Origin of the sequence: Paenibacillus sp. FSL H8-0079 (assembly GCF_037991315.1) — a bacterium.
Classification (GTDB): Bacteria; Bacillota; Bacilli; order Paenibacillales; family Paenibacillaceae; genus Paenibacillus.
In genome coordinates this window covers 6,267,101-6,285,988 of record NZ_CP150300.1, presented here as the reverse complement: position 1 = coordinate 6,285,988, position 18,888 = coordinate 6,267,101, and the positions used below count along the sequence as shown (strand labels likewise).

The 18,888-nt window shown below is 49.7% G+C and carries 15 protein-coding genes; 6 read left to right on the top strand and 9 right to left on the bottom strand.

Annotation, left to right across the window (positions count from 1 at the left end):
• Complete coding sequence (locus MHI06_RS27995) at nt 1–996, bottom strand: glycosyltransferase (protein WP_340399782.1); 996 nt, start codon at nt 994–996, stop codon at nt 1–3.
• The gene (locus MHI06_RS27990; protein ID WP_340399781.1) at nt 993–2,285 is read right to left on the bottom strand and encodes a hypothetical protein; all 1,293 of its coding nucleotides are present in this window, start codon (nt 2,283–2,285) and stop codon (nt 993–995) included. Before MHI06_RS27990 ends, MHI06_RS27995 begins: the two co-directional genes overlap by 4 nt.
• Nucleotides 2,286–2,668: 383 nt before the next feature.
• Here MHI06_RS27990 and MHI06_RS27985 point away from each other — a divergent pair, with 383 nt between their 5' ends.
• The 4 genes from MHI06_RS27985 to cydC are packed head-to-tail and all read left to right on the top strand — an operon-like array spanning nt 2,669 to nt 8,941.
• Nucleotides 2,669–4,084, top strand: a complete 1,416-nt coding sequence (locus tag MHI06_RS27985; RefSeq protein WP_340399780.1) for a cytochrome ubiquinol oxidase subunit I — start codon at nt 2,669–2,671, stop codon at nt 4,082–4,084.
• The gene (cydB, locus tag MHI06_RS27980) at nt 4,029–5,084 is read left to right on the top strand and encodes a cytochrome d ubiquinol oxidase subunit II (RefSeq protein ID WP_340399779.1); all 1,056 of its coding nucleotides are present in this window, start codon (nt 4,029–4,031) and stop codon (nt 5,082–5,084) included. The genes MHI06_RS27985 and cydB overlap by 56 nt, the downstream gene beginning before the upstream one ends.
• A 1-nt stretch (nt 5,085) precedes the next feature.
• Entirely contained in the window at nt 5,086–7,002 is a 1,917-nt protein-coding gene (gene cydD, locus MHI06_RS27975) for a thiol reductant ABC exporter subunit CydD (protein WP_340399778.1), read from the top strand.
• Between the two features lies 1 nt (nt 7,003).
• On the top strand, nt 7,004–8,941 hold the full coding sequence (cydC, locus tag MHI06_RS27970; RefSeq protein WP_340399777.1) for a thiol reductant ABC exporter subunit CydC: 1,938 nt from the start codon (nt 7,004–7,006) through the stop codon (nt 8,939–8,941).
• Nucleotides 8,942–9,050: 109 nt separating this feature from the next.
• Here the strand turns inward: cydC and MHI06_RS27965 are convergent, their stop codons facing one another.
• From MHI06_RS27965 to MHI06_RS27955, 3 genes are all read right to left on the bottom strand, one after another.
• Nucleotides 9,051–10,010, bottom strand: coding sequence for an MraY family glycosyltransferase (locus tag MHI06_RS27965; RefSeq protein ID WP_062836785.1), 960 nt, complete (start codon nt 10,008–10,010; stop codon nt 9,051–9,053).
• Nucleotides 10,011–10,128: 118 nt separating this feature from the next.
• Entirely contained in the window at nt 10,129–10,944 is an 816-nt protein-coding gene (locus MHI06_RS27960; RefSeq protein ID WP_340399776.1) for a hypothetical protein, read from the bottom strand.
• Nucleotides 10,945–11,249: 305 nt separating this feature from the next.
• Nucleotides 11,250–11,567, bottom strand: a complete 318-nt coding sequence (locus tag MHI06_RS27955; protein ID WP_211175562.1) for a metalloregulator ArsR/SmtB family transcription factor — start codon at nt 11,565–11,567, stop codon at nt 11,250–11,252.
• A gap of 414 nt (nt 11,568–11,981) precedes the next feature.
• On the opposite strand from MHI06_RS27955, the gene MHI06_RS27950 reads away from it, so the two are divergent.
• Complete coding sequence (locus MHI06_RS27950) at nt 11,982–12,371, top strand: nuclear transport factor 2 family protein (RefSeq protein ID WP_091035905.1); 390 nt, start codon at nt 11,982–11,984, stop codon at nt 12,369–12,371.
• A gap of 554 nt (nt 12,372–12,925) precedes the next feature.
• Here MHI06_RS27950 and gntK read toward each other — a convergent pair.
• The 4 genes from gntK to MHI06_RS27930 form a co-directional block, all read right to left on the bottom strand.
• Nucleotides 12,926–14,476, bottom strand: a complete 1,551-nt coding sequence (gene gntK, locus MHI06_RS27945; RefSeq protein ID WP_340399775.1) for a gluconokinase — start codon at nt 14,474–14,476, stop codon at nt 12,926–12,928.
• A gap of 121 nt (nt 14,477–14,597) precedes the next feature.
• On the bottom strand, nt 14,598–15,425 hold the full coding sequence (locus MHI06_RS27940; RefSeq protein ID WP_036612996.1) for a carbohydrate ABC transporter permease: 828 nt from the start codon (nt 15,423–15,425) through the stop codon (nt 14,598–14,600).
• 20 nt (nt 15,426–15,445) lie between these two features.
• Nucleotides 15,446–16,324, bottom strand: coding sequence for a sugar ABC transporter permease (locus MHI06_RS27935; protein ID WP_340402197.1), 879 nt, complete (start codon nt 16,322–16,324; stop codon nt 15,446–15,448).
• A gap of 116 nt (nt 16,325–16,440) precedes the next feature.
• Nucleotides 16,441–17,676, bottom strand: coding sequence for an extracellular solute-binding protein (locus MHI06_RS27930; protein WP_340402196.1), 1,236 nt, complete (start codon nt 17,674–17,676; stop codon nt 16,441–16,443).
• A 362-nt stretch (nt 17,677–18,038) separates the two neighbouring features.
• Between MHI06_RS27930 and MHI06_RS27925 the strand changes: the two genes are divergently transcribed.
• Entirely contained in the window at nt 18,039–18,806 is a 768-nt protein-coding gene (locus MHI06_RS27925; RefSeq protein WP_340399774.1) for a GTP cyclohydrolase II, read from the top strand.
• Nucleotides 18,807–18,888: the final 82 nt, after the last annotated feature.

Sequence of the window (18,888 nt, the reverse complement as noted above, 5' to 3'; positions counted from 1 at the left end):
TCACTGTCCCTCCTTCCAAGGAACCAGCCGAGGTTCAGGATCGAGAATCGACTCGTAGTGTGCAAGATTGCCCCATTCACCACTAGGATCAATACGTTTGTAGCGCAAATATTTACGAACCCGGTCCTCCAGGCTGCCGGCCCAACCGAGATGTTGAACCTTCAGCTCCGTGCTGACCCCGGGCAATACGGTGCAGGACAAGGGAAGACGGGGAACATGATGATTCTGTTGTGGATAAAAATAAGGATATCCAGGCATATACCGTACAAGTGAAGCCGTATGCCGCTTGTGAAGAGACCAGAGATCATCTTCCCGGTAGTGGGTCCGGCCACCCCACATATCGTAGAAACGAAATGCAAACCAGTCCGCATACTCCTGATTAATCAGAGTGCGTATGGCTTTCTTGGCCTCTGAGCTGTATAGCTCATCCGCATCAACTGAGAGCAACCAGTCGGGACGTGTTCCCGCAGCCGCTTGCCATAAGGTGTTGCGAAGCCGCCATTCCTCGGCGAACAGTGGTTTCTCCAATACCTCCAGCCGGACCACCTTCGGATAGGCCTTGCATATGTCCGGGGTTCCATCTGTGCTGGCATCGTCCACAATGACGATCTCATCCACGAATTCACTCAGATCATGCAGTACCTCTTCAAGGTATCGGCCACGTTCATTGCGAACCTGGAGCATGGCGGTCAGCTTGTTGCCTTTGCTTTTGCGAACCCGACGAATGGAGAAGGGCTCTTCGAATACATTTGTTTCCTCTTGTGATACAGCAGCATCCTGTTCTCCCTGATCTTGTACGTCGCCCCAGTGATGAATTTGGCTTCGAGTGCTCGGCGTTGGTTGTGCATGATCCGGCGTGTGATCGCCATTTCCCAATGCGTCTGTATGTGTCCGATCGACTGTTTCCGTTGGCGTGTAAGTGGTTTCGGTTCGGATATCCCTGTGCACCATCGGCCCATTCACCTGTTGTCTACGCTTCTTCGGGTCCAGCATCATGGCACCTCCCCAAGCAATTGCTGTACAGCATGATCCAACAGCTCCAGCTCGACAATCCTGGCGAGCGCATCTTCATCCTCCAGTGCCGTTTCGAGAAAATGTCGGACTGCCCCGTGTCGTTCCCCTCGCAGAGCCAGCGCACTTCCGGATAATTGCTGATAATCCCGGCGACTGGCATCATCCTGAATATCGACTGCATGCACCAGAGCCAGTGCCTCTTCCACACGTCCTGTCTCCTGATAGATGCGGAATTTCCAATGTCTCGCGGTTTCTCCGCCAAGTTCGTCCAGGATACGCAAGGCGTTTCCGTAATCATCGTTAATACGCAGCAATTCCGCTCGTACAAGTTGATCTTCTCCCGCTTCAAGCCAGCGACAGAGCTGTTCATAATGATGGCGTTCCTGTTCGTCGGCTGCACTGATACCGTACACCAGCAGGGCGTCCTCCAACTGTCCGGCCCGGGCATGGATTGCGGACAGGAATCTATAGTGGGAGACTACACAGTCACTGCGACCATTCAAGACCGCGTGGGTGAAGGCCTCTTGCAGTGAATTGATAGCCCGAGGATCTTCAAGCAAGTACTCATAGGCTGCCAGCAAAAAGGATATGGTCTCATGTGCACCTGCTTTGGCTCGGAGCTGCCGGTAGAAGTCGGCACGTACACTGCATTGAAGCAGGGTGACGCTATCCAGCGTTCCTGACAGGATCTGCCGCAGGGCATGCAGGAAGAACAGTTCGTAGTCCCGGAGAGGGACTTCGAGATCATCCTTTTGCATCGTACCCGCAGGTGTAGGGTCTTCGCCTCCTAGCCAGATAGCGCGTACACCTTGGAAAAGCAGCTTCATATATCGTGTTTCGGAGGAGGTACCCACCAGATCGGCGATGCCGACCAGTTTGTAGATACTGCTTTCCCATAAAGGAGAGGCTGCTTCATCTCCAGCTGGCTCAGGGAGCAGGACGATACATAGCTCTGGCTCCAGCGAAGCTGTAGCCATGAGCCAGTAAGGATGGGTTACCACTGCTACGGTGCGAGGTTCCAGCAGTAGTTGTTCGGCTTCAGGGAGGGAGATGACAGTGATGGCCGCAGGTACATCCTCTGTCTGCTTCAGGCTGCTGACATAATAGACCTCTCCCTCGATCGACAACAGCGCAGCAATATCGGGATAGGGAAAGGATGACCATCCTCCTTTGCGAGAAAAGAGAATATACCGGACAGGAGCCTGTGTTGTACTGACCTCATTCGGGCTGACTTCGGGAGCAGAATCCGGTAACGGCGCAGGATTTTTCATGAATGCTTCACCTCACCTTGACTGTATTATGGTGCGTCATTCTCTCTGCATGTGCTTCATGCTTCCACTTCATATGTAAAGCCCTCACGGCACTTCGCATGATATGCCTGAGACTAACATATGGGCATTCCGTCCCAAACATGAGTATCTTCCATGAATACATGAAGTTGGCAAGCTGTGGTAATAGGCTGATTTTTATCTTTTGTGTGACCAGGATCACTTTTTTTTGCTCTAAACACGTAGATTGTGATAATTCTCACATGTATAAAATAGGTAATCTGGCACAATACGTTCATCAACGTATTTGGTGGACAGACAGCGAAGGTGCAGCTTCAATGCCAGATACGCATACTGCGAAGTGAACAGAAAGAAGGGGTAACGGTATGGATCCGATTATGTTATCGCGTATCCAATATGCACTTACAACGATTTTCCATTTCTTTTTTGTGCCGCTATCCATTGGTCTTGTACTGTTGGTTGCGATTATGGAGACGTTGTACGTTGTTAAGGGTAAGGAGATCTACAAAACGATGGCCAAGTTCTGGGGCAAACTGTTCCTGATTAACTTCGCCGTCGGGGTTGTCACAGGTATTCTGCAGGAATTCCAGTTCGGTATGAACTGGTCAGAGTACTCCCGATTTGTCGGGGATGTGTTCGGTGCGCCACTGGCTATTGAAGCCCTATTGGCGTTTTTTATGGAGTCTACATTTATTGGATTGTGGATATTTGGGTGGGATCGTTTGTCTAAAAAAGTGCATCTGGCCTGTATCTGGCTGGTGTTCGTTGGCACATTCCTGTCCGCGCTGTGGATTCTGGCAGCCAATTCATTTATGCAGCATCCCGTCGGGTTTGAGATTAACAACGGCCGAGCTGAGATGAATGATTTCTTTGCACTCATCACGAATGGTCAGCTTCTCGTCGAGTTCCCACATACAATCTTTGGAGCATTGATGACAGGGGCTTTCGTCGTAACGGGTATCAGTGCCTACAAATTAATGAAGAAGCAGGATGTGGAGATCTTCCGCAAATCGTTTAATATTGCGATCATTATCGCTCTTGTTTCCTCAATCGGCGTCGCTTTCTCGGGGCACTTCCAGGCGCAATATCTGGTGGAGACACAGCCGATGAAGATGGCAGCCAGTGAGGGCACATGGACGACGACGGAAGATCCGGCACCATGGACGGTGGTCGCCTTTATCGATCCGGATAAACAGGAGAACACGGGTGAGATCAAAATCCCCGGATTGCTCAGTTACCTGTCTTACAGCAAGTTCTCCGGTAGTGTCAAAGGCATGAAGGAGCTTCAAGCTGAGTATGAACAGACGTATGGACCGGGGGACTATATCCCGCCAGTACGGACAACGTTCTGGAGTTTCCGCATCATGATTGCTGCGGGTGGATTGATGATTGCACTGGCGCTATACGGTACGTTTCTGGCCATGCGTAAGAAGCTGGAGGTCGCTGGAAAGTGGTTTATGCGTCTGATGGTGTTCGCCATCTCCCTGCCGTTTATCGCCAATACATCAGGTTGGATTATGACCGAGGTTGGAAGGCAGCCATGGACAGTATTTGGCTATATGACCACTGAAGCCGGGGTCTCACCGAATGTATCCGCAGGAATGATCCTGTTCTCGACCATCGCTTTTACCGCTGCGTATACGGTTCTCGGAATCGTGATGGTATACCTGTTCGTACGTGAGATCAAAGCAGGCCCATTTGCGGTCGAGAAGCCGGAAGATCACGATGAATCGGCCGATCCGTTCGGCGTGGATGGAGGTTATTCCGTTGTCACTAAGTGAGTTGTGGTTTTTGCTGATTGCCGTATTGTTTGTCGGGTTCTTCTTTTTGGAAGGTTTTGATTTTGGTGTGGGGATGTCTACAGGTATTATCGCCAAAACAGACCGTGAACGCCGGACCCTGATCAACTCGATCGGTCCGTTCTGGGATGGCAACGAAGTATGGCTGATTACAGCAGGGGGCGCGATGTTTGCTGCCTTCCCGCACTGGTATGCCACGTTGTTCAGTGGTTTTTACCTGCCACTCGTAGTGGTGTTACTCGCCTTGATTGGTCGCGGGGTTGCTTTCGAATTCCGCAGTAAAATGAAACAGCAGCGCTGGCGCAAAACGTGGGACATCATCATTGTTGTTTCCAGTGCGCTGTTACCTTTCCTGTTCGGGGTGGTCTTTGCCACGTTGATGAAGGGTCTGCCCATTGATGGGGAGATGCAGTTGCGCGCAGGATTCTTCGATATCGTTAATCCGTACACCGTCATTGGTGGCTTGAGCGTAACGCTGCTATGTCTGGTTCATGGATTGCTGTTTGCATCACTACGAACAGTAGGCGAACTCAGAGAGCGTGCCTTGAATACAGCGCAAAAATTGATGCTGCCGCTGGCTGCACTGCTCGCCGTTTACGCGTTAATGACGTATTTCATGACCGATGTGTTCACCGTACGCGGTTGGGCCCTCTGGATTATGGTTGTACTTGGTGCAGTCTCGCTTGCACTTGCGGCCTACTTCGTTCGTCAGAAGCGTGAAGGCTGGGCTTTCGGTATGACAGGGGCAGTGATTGCAATTGCCTTTGCCTCGGTATTTATCGGACTATTCCCAAGAGTGATGGTGAGTTCTTTTGGAGCGGCATATGACCTGACTGTATACAATGCGGCATCCGGTGCTTATTCATTGAAAGTCATGACAATTGTAGCTTGCACACTGCTGCCGTTTGTTCTTGGTTATCAGATCTGGAGTTATTATATCTTCCGCAAACGTCTGAACGAGCAACACCACCTGGAGTACTGATATGGGACGGGGGCTGATGAAGCTGCCGGGCATCCGGCCGGTACTTGCGCTGGCCTCAGCGCTGGTGCTGCTACAGGCGATGACGATCATTATGCAAGCCAAATGGCTGGCACAGGCCATCACGGCATTGTTTGAAGGTTCATCCGTAACGGAGCAGTATCCTGTACTGCTGCTGTTCCTGGCTGCTTTTGCCGCCCGCTACGCCCTATCCTTCTGGTTACAACTCGTGACTTCACGATATGCGGAGAGAACAGGGACCGATCTGCGCAGACAGATGGTGGAGCAGTGGTTCAGGCTCGGGCCGCGTTATGCTAAGACAGAGGGCACAGGCCATCTGGTCACACTGGCACGTGAGGGGACAGCTCAATACAAGACGTATTTGGAACTATTTATTCCTCGCATGCTGGGCATGGGGTTCACCCCCATCGTCATTTTGCTGTATGTGTTCAAGCTGGATCTGATGTCCGGAGTTATTCTAATGCTGACACTACCAATCCTGATCGTGTTCATGATTCTGATTGGCCTCGCAGCGCAGCGGAAGATAGACGGGCAATTTAGATCCTACAAAGCACTTGCTAACCATTTTGTTGATACCTTGCGTGGGCTGGAGACGCTGAAAACGTTGGGACAGAGCAAAACACACGAAGGGTCCATTCTGCGGGTCAGTCAGCGGTATCGGAAGGCGACGATGTCCACCCTGCGCATGGCCTTTCTTTCTTCGTTTGCACTCGACTTCTTCACGATGCTGTCCGTTGCTTCTGTGGCGGTTGGTCTGGGATTACGTCTGACGGAAGGACATATGCTGCTTGGCCCTGCGTTGACGGTACTGATTCTGGCACCCGAATATTTCCTGCCTGTACGTATGCTCGGCGCTGATTATCATGCCACTTTGGACGGTAAGGAAGCTGGAGCGGCCATTAATCAGATGATTGAACGGGGGAAAGTTGCTGAACAGAAACAAAAAGAAGCCTATGCAAGTGTTGTTGTGCAGGCAGTCACGGCAGAGGACGAAGCTGAATCTTCATCTTTATTATCTTCGGGTAAAAGGAAAGCCGGCATTTCGACCATACGCGTCGTATTGAATGATAAAACGGCTGCGGGGCATCTTGCTCCTGATCCTTCTTCTGTTTCTACTACTCCTGAGCTTGTTTCTTCCTCTTCCTCAGTGTTCTCTTGGAATGAGAATAGCAGATTGGCTCTAACGGATGTACAGGTACGGCATGATGATGAAGGTCCTTCTTCGCTAAAGGATGTTACATTTCAGATTACAGGTCTCGGCAAAATCGGTATTATTGGCGCCAGCGGAGCGGGCAAGTCCACGTTGATAGATGTATTGGCTGGTTTCCAGTTGCCTACATCGGGTCAAGTACTGGCTAACGGACAGCCGATTACACCGGATATGCTCGAATCCTGGCGAAGACAGACGGCAGCTATCCCGCAGCATCCGTATATCTTCAGCGGAAGTCTGGCGGATAACGTTCGTTTCTACATGCCGGAGGCATCGGATGCGGAAGTGGCGAAGGCCATTAGCGCAGCTGGATTAACCAAACTTCTGACCTCATTATCCGGTGGGCTGCATGAGCTCATTGGGGCTGGCGGCAGACAGCTCAGTGGTGGACAGGAGCAACGGGTGGCACTGGCGAGAGCCTTGCTTAGTCAACGGAACATTCTGCTGCTTGATGAACCGACAGCACATCTGGATGTGGAAACAGAGTATGAACTGAAACAGACGATGCTGCCGCTGTTTGAAGGAAAACTTGTATTTTTGGCTACCCATCGTCTGCACTGGATGCCGCATATGGATCGAATTATTGTCATGGACGGCGGCACAGTGGCAGAGACGGGAACACATCAGGAATTGCTGGCACGACAAGGCGTATATTATCAGATGATTCAGGCCCAGATGGAGGCGATATAAAATGAAGTCCGGATATGAACATATGGAGACCGTCCGTAACGGAAAAGAAAAAAATAGCTGGATTGCTCCGTATGTGACACAGTACCGGTGGAGATTCATTGCAGTCATTGCGCTGGGTACATGCGCTGCCTTGTGTGCGGTACTGCTGCTGTTCACCTCCGGATTTCTGATCTCCAAGTCTGCGCTGCGTCCTGAAAATATTCTGATGGTGTATGTACCTATTGTAGGTGTACGTGCATTTGGGATATTCCGCGCTGTCTTTCGATATATCGAGCGATTGGCAGGACATGATGCCGTACTGCGGGTGTTGGCCGATCAGCGGGTGAAGCTATATCGCATTCTGGAGCCGCAGGCCCTGTTCTTGCGCTCTCGCATGCAGACCGGAGATGTGCTTGGAGCACTCGCCGATGATGTGGAGCGGTTGCAGGATATTTATCTGCGGACAGTCTTCCCAGCGGTTACGGCGCTCGTGATGTACGGTGCAGCTGTGGTCGCCTTTGGCAGTGTTGATCTGGGATTTGCGTTGTGGATGGGTTTGTATATGTTATTTCTCGTTGCTGGGCTACCTGCAATCTCGCTGAAAGTGACGTGGAAATGGCGTGTACGGCTGAAAAAGGAAAACAGCACGTTGTATACCCGTCTGACCGACGGTGTGCTTGGGTTAGGAGATTGGCTTGCAAGTGGACGAGCCGCGGAATTTGTTCAGCAGCATGAGGAAGCGGAAGAACAGGTCGACGCAGTTCGTCGCAAATTGCGGCGCTGGACACGCTGGCGTGATCTGATAGTTCAGTGTGTCATTGGCCTGTTGGTGGTATCGGTTACGTTATGGGCCGGAAATGCTGCATCTATCGGACAATTGCCTGCTGTGATGATTGCTGCTTTTGTGCTGGTGTTATTTCCGCTCACGGAAACACTTCTGCCTGTAGGGGATGCGGTGGAGCATCTTCCACAATACCGGGAATCGCTGGACCGCTTGAAACAGCTGGAAGGGAAAGAGCAACTTCCGGGGCAGAATGGAGCGGATGATGTTGACGGAACGGGCGAATCAATCTCTGTAGTAAAAAACGGCAATGGATTGGCTGGAAAGCCATCGGAGTCCGTGCCAGCTGCGAATGATATCCCGGACAGACGAATTCGTCTTCGTATTCCGCCCAAACTAAGAGCAGACATCGAGATCAATCGCGTTAGTTACCGTTATGCAGCGGATGATTCCTACGCCGTACAGGACATATCCCTTCATCTGCCACAAGGCAAACGATTAGCTATTCTTGGACGAAGCGGCGGTGGCAAATCGACATTGTTGAAGCTGATTCAGGGGGCTTTGCTTCCGTCTGCGGGGAAAGTTCTAATTAATAATATGCCTGTGCAGACCCTGGGTGAGAGTGTCACTGATGTCATCGCGGTGCTGAATCAGAGTCCTCACCTGTTCGACACCACGGTAGCGAATAATTTGCGGATTGGACGTCCGCATGCAACGGATGAGGAGATTCGTCAGGTAGCCGCGCAAGTAGGTTTATCTGGTCTGATCGAATCCTTGCCGCAGGGATATGATACACCGATGTTGGAGACGGGGCTGCGTTTCTCAGGTGGGGAAAGGCAACGGATCGCCCTGGCCCGGGTACTGCTCCGGGAGACACCCGTTGTGATATTCGATGAACCGACCGTGGGGCTTGATCCTGTGACGGAACGAGAACTGATGCGCACCATTCTGGATAGCTTGCAAGGCAAGACCATGATCTGGGTGACCCATCACCTGATTGGTGCGGAACAGATGGACGAACTTATTTTTATGGAAAATGGACAGATTGCCATGCAAGGTTCTCACGAACAATTGCTGGCTGGGGAAGAGCGATACCGCCGTCTCATCGAACTCGATCGGCCGGGGTGGATAGATCAGCAGCAACAAGAACAACCGTTGCCTCCTGTAGCTTCGAGATAAGTGTGAGCCTGTGAGCACCGAACCATAAAAACATAACAAAGAGACGAGCCAAGAAATCTTGGACTCGTCTCTTTTTACATTCCGATATGACCGCTTTCGTTGCGGATATTTACATCTCTACCAACATCAAAATAATGGAGGAAAGGCACAGACAAGTGCTGACGAGATAGAGCACAGCAACAACCTGTTTGTGATTCAATCCGGCACGCAGCAGTCGATAATGAGCTTGACTCGCATCAGCCTGGTAGATCGCTTTACCTTGAATGAAACGTTTGATAACGACAAAGATGTTGTCGAAGATTGGTACACCCAGCGCCAAAATCGGAATGAAGATGGACAACATGGTCGCTTGTTTGAATGCACCATCCAGAGCGATAACCGCCAGAATGAAGCCAAGGAACGTAGCGCCTGCATCGCCCATGAACACTTTGGCAGGAGCTTTGTTGTACTTCAGATACCCGATGGTCACACCGACCAGAATGATCGACATGAGTGCGGAATCCGTTTGACCTTTGGCAAGAGCCACGATGAACAGGGTGATCGCCGAGATGGCCGATAATCCGCCAGCCAGTCCGTCCATGCCGTCCGAAAAGTTGATGACGGTTGTCACCCCGAAGATCCAGAGGATCGTGAGAATGAATTGCAGCCAGATCGGAAGCATGACATATTCCGCGTTGAAGGGATTCACGAATCCGGTGAACGCAATACCCGAAGCAAATACGAGCACTGCCGCAGAGACCTGTACGAGCATTTTGGGCAGGGCAGGAAAATCTTTGCCTTTCGTTTTGTACCAGTCGTCGACGGTACCAATCGTTAGCAGAAGCATACCACCAGCGACCAGAGCCGCCGTTTCCCATGTGATTTCTTTCGTAAGAGCAATGTATGTCAGGAAAAATCCAGTAAATATCGCGTAACTCGCCGTGAGCGGGATAGGTTGCCTGTGCAGCTTACGCTCCACATCTTCCCGAGGCTTGTCCACAAAATCGAGCCGGTGAGCCAGTCGACCAAGCGGCGGAATAAGCAGAACCACGACAGCAAAAGACACTATAAAAGCCAGTATGTATACCATAAACTCGCTTGTTTCACTCCCATCTACCAATTTCCCCTTATTATACGAGTTAAACAGGAAATCTGTCGATGTCATTATTGTAACCAGAAGCACGTCAAGGTGAGCAGCATATCAGGTTTTATTGCTTTTGAGGAAGATAGGAGCTGAAATAATGATTTGCGGCTTCCGCATGATATCCATCATCACCTTGCCAAGTCGCCGCAAAGATGAAATCGCTGGAACCACCTTTACCTTTTCTCGGTTTATCTCCAGGAATCAATATTCCGGCTGCCGCCCAGATTTCCAGCAGGGCATCCCGCTCCTGTTTGCTGGAAGGGAAGAGATCCTTCCACTTTTTCTCCAGTGAACGTGCACTGTCTTTGGGGTCTTCCGTCTGAGCTGCTTCAAGCAGGTTGACCAGGATAGCTTGGTCTTCAGGAGTTACTTCATAGTTTGCATCGTTGTCCTGAAGCAGTAATTCCAGATCCATCAGGCAGTAGAGCAACCAGCCATGACGCACGCCGCCCCACTTGATCCGTTCAAAGTTCAGGACGTTTAAGTCGACGTTGGAATATTCCTTGTCTGACTGCAAACACAGGAAGTTACAATCCCCACAAGCACTGGTATTAGGGTGAAGGGCAGGGCGTTCCGCATAGGTATGCAAAGGCATCTTCGACGTTAAAGCCCAGCTGGATAATGCGCTGCGCAGATAGACTTTTTTGGTGGACAGACTGTGTAGAAATGCCGAAATCACCCGTTCCTTGAACGAGTCATCCTGATGCATGTCGTACAGACGCTGGACAATCTCGTCATGCGTGATCGTGAGTGGATCGAACATAACGCCTTTGCTTTTGGCATATTCAAATTCATCTCCAGAGAAGGGTACAGAGGTTGTTTTCCAGCCACCACCTCCCCAGAAGGTGCTCAGCAGTATCTTTGCCGCCTTTTTGTCCATGTGGTTAGCCTCCTTTATGGGAATTGCGATTATGATCATTGTGATGCTTCTATCTATAAGATTGAACTAAAGAGCAATTAGCCTTACCACTTCGATGACAGAACAACCTTCCGATCGCTGTTATCCCCCGAATTTTCGATTCACTTTTAAAAGGTGAAATTCTGGTGATAGCGTATGCTTACGATGCAGCTTTCTTGCAGAAAGCTTTTAGGCGAAGCTTATGCTTTCGAAGTAGCTTTCTTCCAGAAAGCTTTTAGCTCCGCTTCTTCAGGTTATTTCTGCCCTCTACGTTCTTGTTTAAAGGGTTAGTTCAATTTATCTGGGGCCTGTGTTACGTATTCCTCGGTTGTATTCAGAATCATCTCGACGAGACCTGGAAAACGTACGTCTAATTCTTCCTTTCGTAGGGAATAAAAGTGCTGTTTACCTTCAATGCGCGGCTGGATCACGCCAGCTTCACGTAAAATTTTGATGTGATGGGACAACGTGGATTTAGAAATATGGTCTACTTCGAAGGCGGAACAATTTTTCTCGCCAGAGCTGGCCAGGCAGTGTGCAATTTTCATGCGGATCGGATCACCCAATGCATTGCAGACCGTAGTCAGTTTCAATTCCGAAGCCATAGGTATCGTTGGAGTTCTCATATCTATGACGTTAGCATATTCGGCTTTCTCTTTCAATGTTTGAAAAATTTCGAACTATATAAGTTGAACTACAACTATTACACATGGTTACTCCGATTGCAGTACCATCTTTCGATCGCTCTTATCCCCAGATTTTCTTTATTCCCTTGGTCCAAGGGAAAAATCCGGTGATAGCGTATGCTTCCGATGTAGCTTTCTTTCAGAAAGCTTTCAAGCGCATGCTTCGCTTCTTCAGATTGGTTCTGGACTCTCCGTTTTAGTGTAAAAGTCGGTCTCAACTTATATATTTCTTGCGGGCGGTATAAGAAGTATGTTACATTTCTTTTTAATTAGTTCGAAAATATTCGAACTGAAAGATTGGAAATCGGATTTTTTATTCTAGGAGGAATATGAATGAGTACTACAAATACCACTACACTGTTGAACAACTATTTCCGTTTATTTGATGCTTCACGTACAGATGAGCGCGCCATGCAGGACTTATTGTCCCTGTTTACACCGGACGCAGAAATTGTACTTAACGGCACAAGCCGAACAGGATTCGACGGTTTCATGAAGGCTTTCTACGAGTACAATAAAGATGTAAAACATATGTGGGATGCGTGGGTGCAACAGCCTGACGGCAGCTACCAAACTAACTGGGCGGTATGTGGACAAGCGGCAGACGGAACGGTATATGCCAAAGCAGGCATTGATATCGCTCGTGTGAATGATGCAGGGCAGATTGTGTACCTGGAGAACGTGCAGGCCGACCAAAATGCGTTCAGCAAGTATAATCAGTAATAGCGCAGTGTAAATAAGTAATAATGAAATGGTTAGGAAACGAAGCTCCACAGTCTTTCAAGCTGTGGGGCTTTTTTTGTAATATTTAGCTAATTTGAAAGGCGCTGATGAGGACGAGGGCTTCATTTATCGAATAGCGCAGTTTCCTCAAGATAATTGGTACACAAAACAGTATGTGAAAATCTGATCTGTAAATGAAAAAGACCCTCCCGCATGTCCAAAACATGGCGGGAAGGTCCTCGTGAACGTGCATAAAACTAGTCGTTAGACTTGAATGTTATTCTAAACGGGACGCAGCTTAGGAGATGGTGACTTGCTGCATGGTAAAGATGGTCTGTCAATTCTAACGAACCTGAGACGCGCTATTGGACGAAAGTCGGCATAAGTCAAATTCTAACGAACCGTAGCGACGTTGTTTTCCGTTCATTCTCACTTTCAGGCAGTTTTTCAACGCTAAAATCGGATATACGGTGTCTCAGGTTCGTTAGATTTTGGAAACATGCTATAAACCTCAAATAAGACGTCTACGATTCGTTAGCTATCCCATCGCATCCCTATCCTTGCATCGTCTTGTTCTGAAAAGCGGCGATATCCGCATACTCTTCTTCGAATTTGCGGGAGATGCGGATGAAGATCGGCAGTAGCTCCCGGTAGACGCGGACACTTTCTGGATCAGGCTGGTGCCGATGTGTTGATCCAATCATGCCGGAGACGGCACTCAGGGAATCGATGCGGCCCAGAGCGTACAAGCCCAGTACGGCTGCGCCGAGACAGGAGCTTTCAATGCTTTCGGGGATGATGACATCCTGATCGAAAATATCGGCCATCATCTGTCGCCACAACTCCGATCGGGCGAAGCCGCCTGTGGCTTGGATTTTTTTCGGCCGACCGATCTTTTCTTCAATCGCGAGCATGACCGTGTACAGGTTGAACAATACACCTTCGAGCGCAGCGCGAATCATATGTTCCTTCTTATGATGTAGCGTCAGGCCGAAGAACGAACCGCGTGCATTGGGATTCCAGAGCGGGGCCCGCTCACCCGTCATGTACGGATGGAACAAAAGGCCTTCCGAACCCGGAGGTACATTTTCGGCGACACGAGTCAGCACTTCATATGGATCGATGCCAAGTCGCTTAGCCGTTTCCACCTCGGAAGCCGCAAACTCGTCCCGAATCCAGCGGAAAATAACACCACCATTGTTCACTGGTCCGCCAATGACCCAGGCATCCTCCGTGAGCGCATAACAGAAGAAGCGTCCTTTTGGATCGGTCACTGGTTTGTCCACCACCGTACGAATCGCTCCACTGGTACCAATGGTCACGGCGACGACGCCTGGATCAATGGCGTTAACGCCCAGATTGGAGAGCACGCCATCACTGGCCCCGATGACAAACGGTGTGGTGACCGCAATGCCCATCTCCTTGGCGTACTCCGGGTGCAATCCCTGTTTCAGCACATGTGTCGTCGGTACCAATCGGGATAGGTGTTCCGGGGTAATGCCCGCTACATGGAGTGCTTCTGCATCCCAGTCGAGTTTTTCCAGATTCATAAGTCCGGTGGCTGAGGCCATCGAGTGGTCGATGACGTATTCAGAGAATAATTTATAGAAAACATATTCTTTCATGGATATGAATTTGTGCGTCTGTTGGAACAGTTCCGGTTGATCCCGGGTGAGCCACATGATCTTGGTGAGTGGGGACATCGGATGGATCGGTGTACCTGTTCTCAGATAGATTTCGTGACCATTCATCTCGGATTTGAGTGCTTCGGTCCACTCGGCACTGCGATTATCTGCCCATGTCATGGCCCGCATCAGCGGTTTGCCGTGTTGATCGACTGGTAGAATGCTGTGCATGGCCGAACTGAAGGATACAAACAGGATATCATCTGGCTTCACTCCCGCTTTGGAAGTGGCCTGTTTAACGGATTCGATGACTGCTTTGAAAATATCTTCCGCATCCTGCTCCGCAATCGCAGGTGTGGGGGTGTGCAGCGGATAATCGGCACTGCCTTGTGCCACAATGGTTCCGTTCTGTTCGAACAAGACGGCCTTGGTGGAGGTCGTGCCGATATCTACGCCGATCATATAGGGTGAAGAAGCCATTTTGTCATCCCTCTTTCTTGAATATATAAGGTGGTGCTATTCATCCAACTTATATGGCATCTGTTATTTCATCTATAGATAAGAATATCAGACTTGAGGGATGGATCAAAATGCCAGAATCTTAATCCTTCACCGCCCCTGCGGCAATATCCGAGATGAACTGACGGCTGATGAACAGGAACATCACGATGAGCGGAATGACGGCAAGCAACGTACCTGCGATGACCATTGCATAGTCTGTGTTATACAATCCGTTCAATTGAGATAACGCAATCTGCAACGTGTATTTGCGTTCATCCGTCAGGACGATCAAAGGCCACAGATAATCATTCCATACGCCGATAAAGGTGAACGCGCCGAGGAAAGCAAAGGCAGGTCGCAGAATTGGCAGCGCCACGTTCCAATAGAGTCGGAAGAAATTACAGCCGTCGATGCGGCCCGCATCCAGCAGATCGTTGGGAATGGACTCTGTTGCATACTGGCGAATCCAGAAGATGCCGAAGGCGTTCACCATGCCCGGAATAATGAGAGCTTTGAAGGAACCGACCCAACCGAACGTAGCCATGAGTACGAAGGAAGGCACTAGCGACAGCTGGGAAGGTACCATCATGGTGGCGAGCAGCAGGATGAAGAGCCACTTTTTGCCGGGAAATTCAAACTTCGCAAACGCAAACCCCGCCAGTGAGTCAAAAAACAGCACCAGGATCGTGACTAAGCCCGACACAAACAACGTATTCAGAAAGGCGCCCCAGAAATCAATCTGCTGCAACACCCGCGTGATATTATTCCACAGTTCACCGCCGAACCAGAGCTGGGGTGGGAACTTGTAGATATCGGACGTTGTCCGGGTGGACATTACAATCAGCCAATAGAACGGGAACATGGATATGAGCATGCCCCCGATAAGACCGGTATACAACACCAGCGATTTGAGGTGTTTGGTCGCCATGTGCGCTCCCCCTTATCACATCAGGATGATTTGCCTTGAACAAGCTTCCAGTTCACAATCGAGAACAGGGCGATAATGAGGAACATGCCCCAACCAACGGCAGCGCCATATCCGAAGTAATTGTTAATGAAGGATTCACGGTAGAGGTACAATACAATCGTCATGCCTGCTGCACCAGCGCCACCATCATTACCTACCAATACTTGAGGCTCGGTGAACAGCTGCATACCGCCGATCGTTGATGTAATGACCGTAAACAGGATCACAGGACGCAGCATCGGAATTGTAATTCGGAAAAAGGACTGTATCGCTGATGCGCCGTCAATCTTGGCCGCTTCGTATAACGTCTGCGGGATACTCTGAAGCCCGGCCAAGTAGATGACGGCGTTATATCCGGTCCAGCGCCAGACTACCATGGAGGAGATTGCGACTTTAATGCCCCATGGTGCATTAAGCCATTCCACAACCGGTAGCCCGACCGACTGCAACAGATAATTGAGAAAGCCATAATTGTTGGCAAATAAAGCACCGAAGATAATGGCTACCGCCACAATGGATGTGACGTTCGGCAGGAAATAACCGACCCGGAATAGGGTGCGGAACTTCACAAATGGTGCATGCAGCAGAAAGGCAATAATCAGGGCGAAGAAGAGCATCGGAATCGTCGAATAGATCCAGATCATGAATGTGTTACCCACAGCTTGCCAGAACTCGGCATCGGTCAGCAGGTATTTGAAATTGTTAAGCCCGTTGTACGTCATGACACCAATACCATCCCACTTATGAAAAGCCAGATAAAGTGAGAACCCGATCGGGAACAGGCCAAATACCGCAAACAGAATATAAAACGGTGATATCGCAACATAGAGTGCACGGTTCTCCCACATTCTGGCCCACAGTGACTTCTGCCGATCCAGATCAGGTCTTGCATTTCCGGGATCGGGAGTAAGACGAGGTTCAGTTACAGCCATATGAATTCCTCCTTTGCGGATAACGAAACCACACGTTCTTCAGGTTAACGCTGCAATTCCCGCTCGACGCGGTGTACCGTATCTGTCCAGACCTGCTGTGGATCGGCATTTTGTTTCGCCACATCATTCAGCCGCCGGGTGATAATGTTGTGTACGGATGGGTATCTTTCGCCAAAAAAAGCATCCGGCACTTGCTGTGCCGATTCGGCAAATACAGGCCCTGTCGCCTGTCCGCCGAAGAAAGGTTCTTCTTTTTTCATGGCAGGGTCATCAAATACACCTGGTGCAGAAGGGAACAGGTTCAGTGTCTGATATTGCTCCAACTGATTCTCGGGACTTTGTAGCCAGCGAACCAGTTCAAAGGCTTCCTGAGGATGCTCACTCGACTTCAGGATGGACAGGAATGATCCTCCGTTATTGCCATCTCCCCCTGGTGCACGAGCAACTCGCCATTTCCCTGATGTATCCGGAGCGGCTTCCTGAAGCACTTGTTTCATCCAAACAGCGCCCACGAAAGAGGCAATCTCGCCATTATTCATAGCTGCGTTCCAGCCTGGAGTCCAGCCGTCTGCATTGGCAAGTAGTCCCTTCTCTTTGAAAGCTATGGATGTATCCCAGCTTGTTCGCACCAGAGCAGAATCCATGCCGATGAATGAACCATCTGGACGGAAATAACGTTCAGCTCCTTGGGATAGCACTTGATTGTAAACGCTTCCAATGTTATCGGTCAGAAATACCTTGCCTCCGAATTTCTCCTTGATCTGTTCTCCGGCAGCGGCATATGCATCCCAGCTGTTAATCTGACGTGTAACGTCCTCGGGATCAGATGGCAAACCGGCTTCCTTGAAGAGATCTTCACGATAGAAGAGAGCTGTCGGTCCCGTATCCATCGGGAACCCGATCATCTGTCCGCTTGGCGTAACGCCTTGCTTCCATTTCCACGGCAGATACTGGTCTTCAATATCTCCAGCACCGAGATCATACAGATTATAGAAACGGTCCTCACTGGGGAATAGCTCCATGATCCAGTCGTTCAATGCCACAATGTCTGGTTCACCTGAGCGTGCAGCGAGTGTAGTTTTGAGCTTTGCCTTGAAATCACCGCCGATTTTCTGAGCTGTCAGTTCAATGTTGGGGAACTTTTCCTTAGCCCTGGCAATCAACTTATCATCGATGGAACGGTTCCAGTACCACAATGTAAGCGTTACCTTTTTGTTGTTCGCTGAATCGTCCTGTCCGGGCCAGATGGAGCATCCGCTTATGAGCAGGACGCAGACCATCAGTATGGCTGTCCAGCAAGTTCTTTTCCGGCGGATCATGTGCATTACCCCCTCATCATTAAGTTCGAGGCATGAAGTGCTTTGGACTACAACATTAGTGTATGAGCAGTTTATAAACTCATACCCAATATTCCTGAAATGAAACACATATTTGTGACCATTGCGTAACATAAATTGGGTAGTTACTTTAAAAATAAAAGTTACTTGACACATTATAATTTTTATTCTAAACTAACTTACATAAAGTAACTAATGATGATGAGAATAATATAGATACGTACTATATAACGTCCAAGTGATCCATTTTCGCTTTGGATGCGAATCAATCAACATACAAGTTGGCCTAAACAGGAGGAACGACAATGATCAATTCACATATTATTCAACTGCTTGCCCCCAAAATTCAGACTTTTCCGAGTGGAAAAGAGTTCATATACCTCGTGGGACCGATTAAGCTCCCGGTAAACCTTGATGGGGAGACCAAGACATTCCAGTGGTATAGCTGGATGAAGTCAGACAAAGCAATGGAGAGCGGCGAGTTAATTGAATCTCTTGCTGCTGCTGAGTTGGCAGAGCGCCAGCAATCCAGTGTCCTGGTGTATGGTGACTTTGCTGAAGCACAGGATGCCCTTATTCGCATGCACAGTATCTGTCATACAGGCGACATCTTTGGCAGCAAACGCTGTGATTGCGGCTTCCAATTGGAGCAATCCATGAAAATGATCGCCGCTCACGGAGCGGGCGCACTGTTCTACCTTGCCAACCATGAAGGACGTGGCATTGGTCTGTTCAGCAAAGCCATGGCGTACATTTTGCAAGAAGAAGGTCTGGATACAGTAGATGCAAACTTGCAACTCGGATTCACGGACGATGCCCGCAATTATGACGATGCGATTGCAGTGTTACGTGCACTTCGCTCCGCACCGGTTACATTGATCACGAACAACCCACGGAAGCTGGCTGCTTTGCAGGAAGCGGGTTTGAATGTGGGCGGACGTGTCCCACTGTGGGGAGATCGCTCTGCTTTCAACGAGAAATATCTGCAAACGAAAGTGAACCGTTCTGGTCACTTGACGGAAAGTGATGGCTGGGCTGGGGCAGAGACGCTGCTTCCGCATGCGCAGGCTTAATCATTATTTATAAACGTTACGATTAGCTGATTAGCCGTTGTTGTACTCTCCGCTATGGAGAAGTATGCAGCGGCTTTTTTGC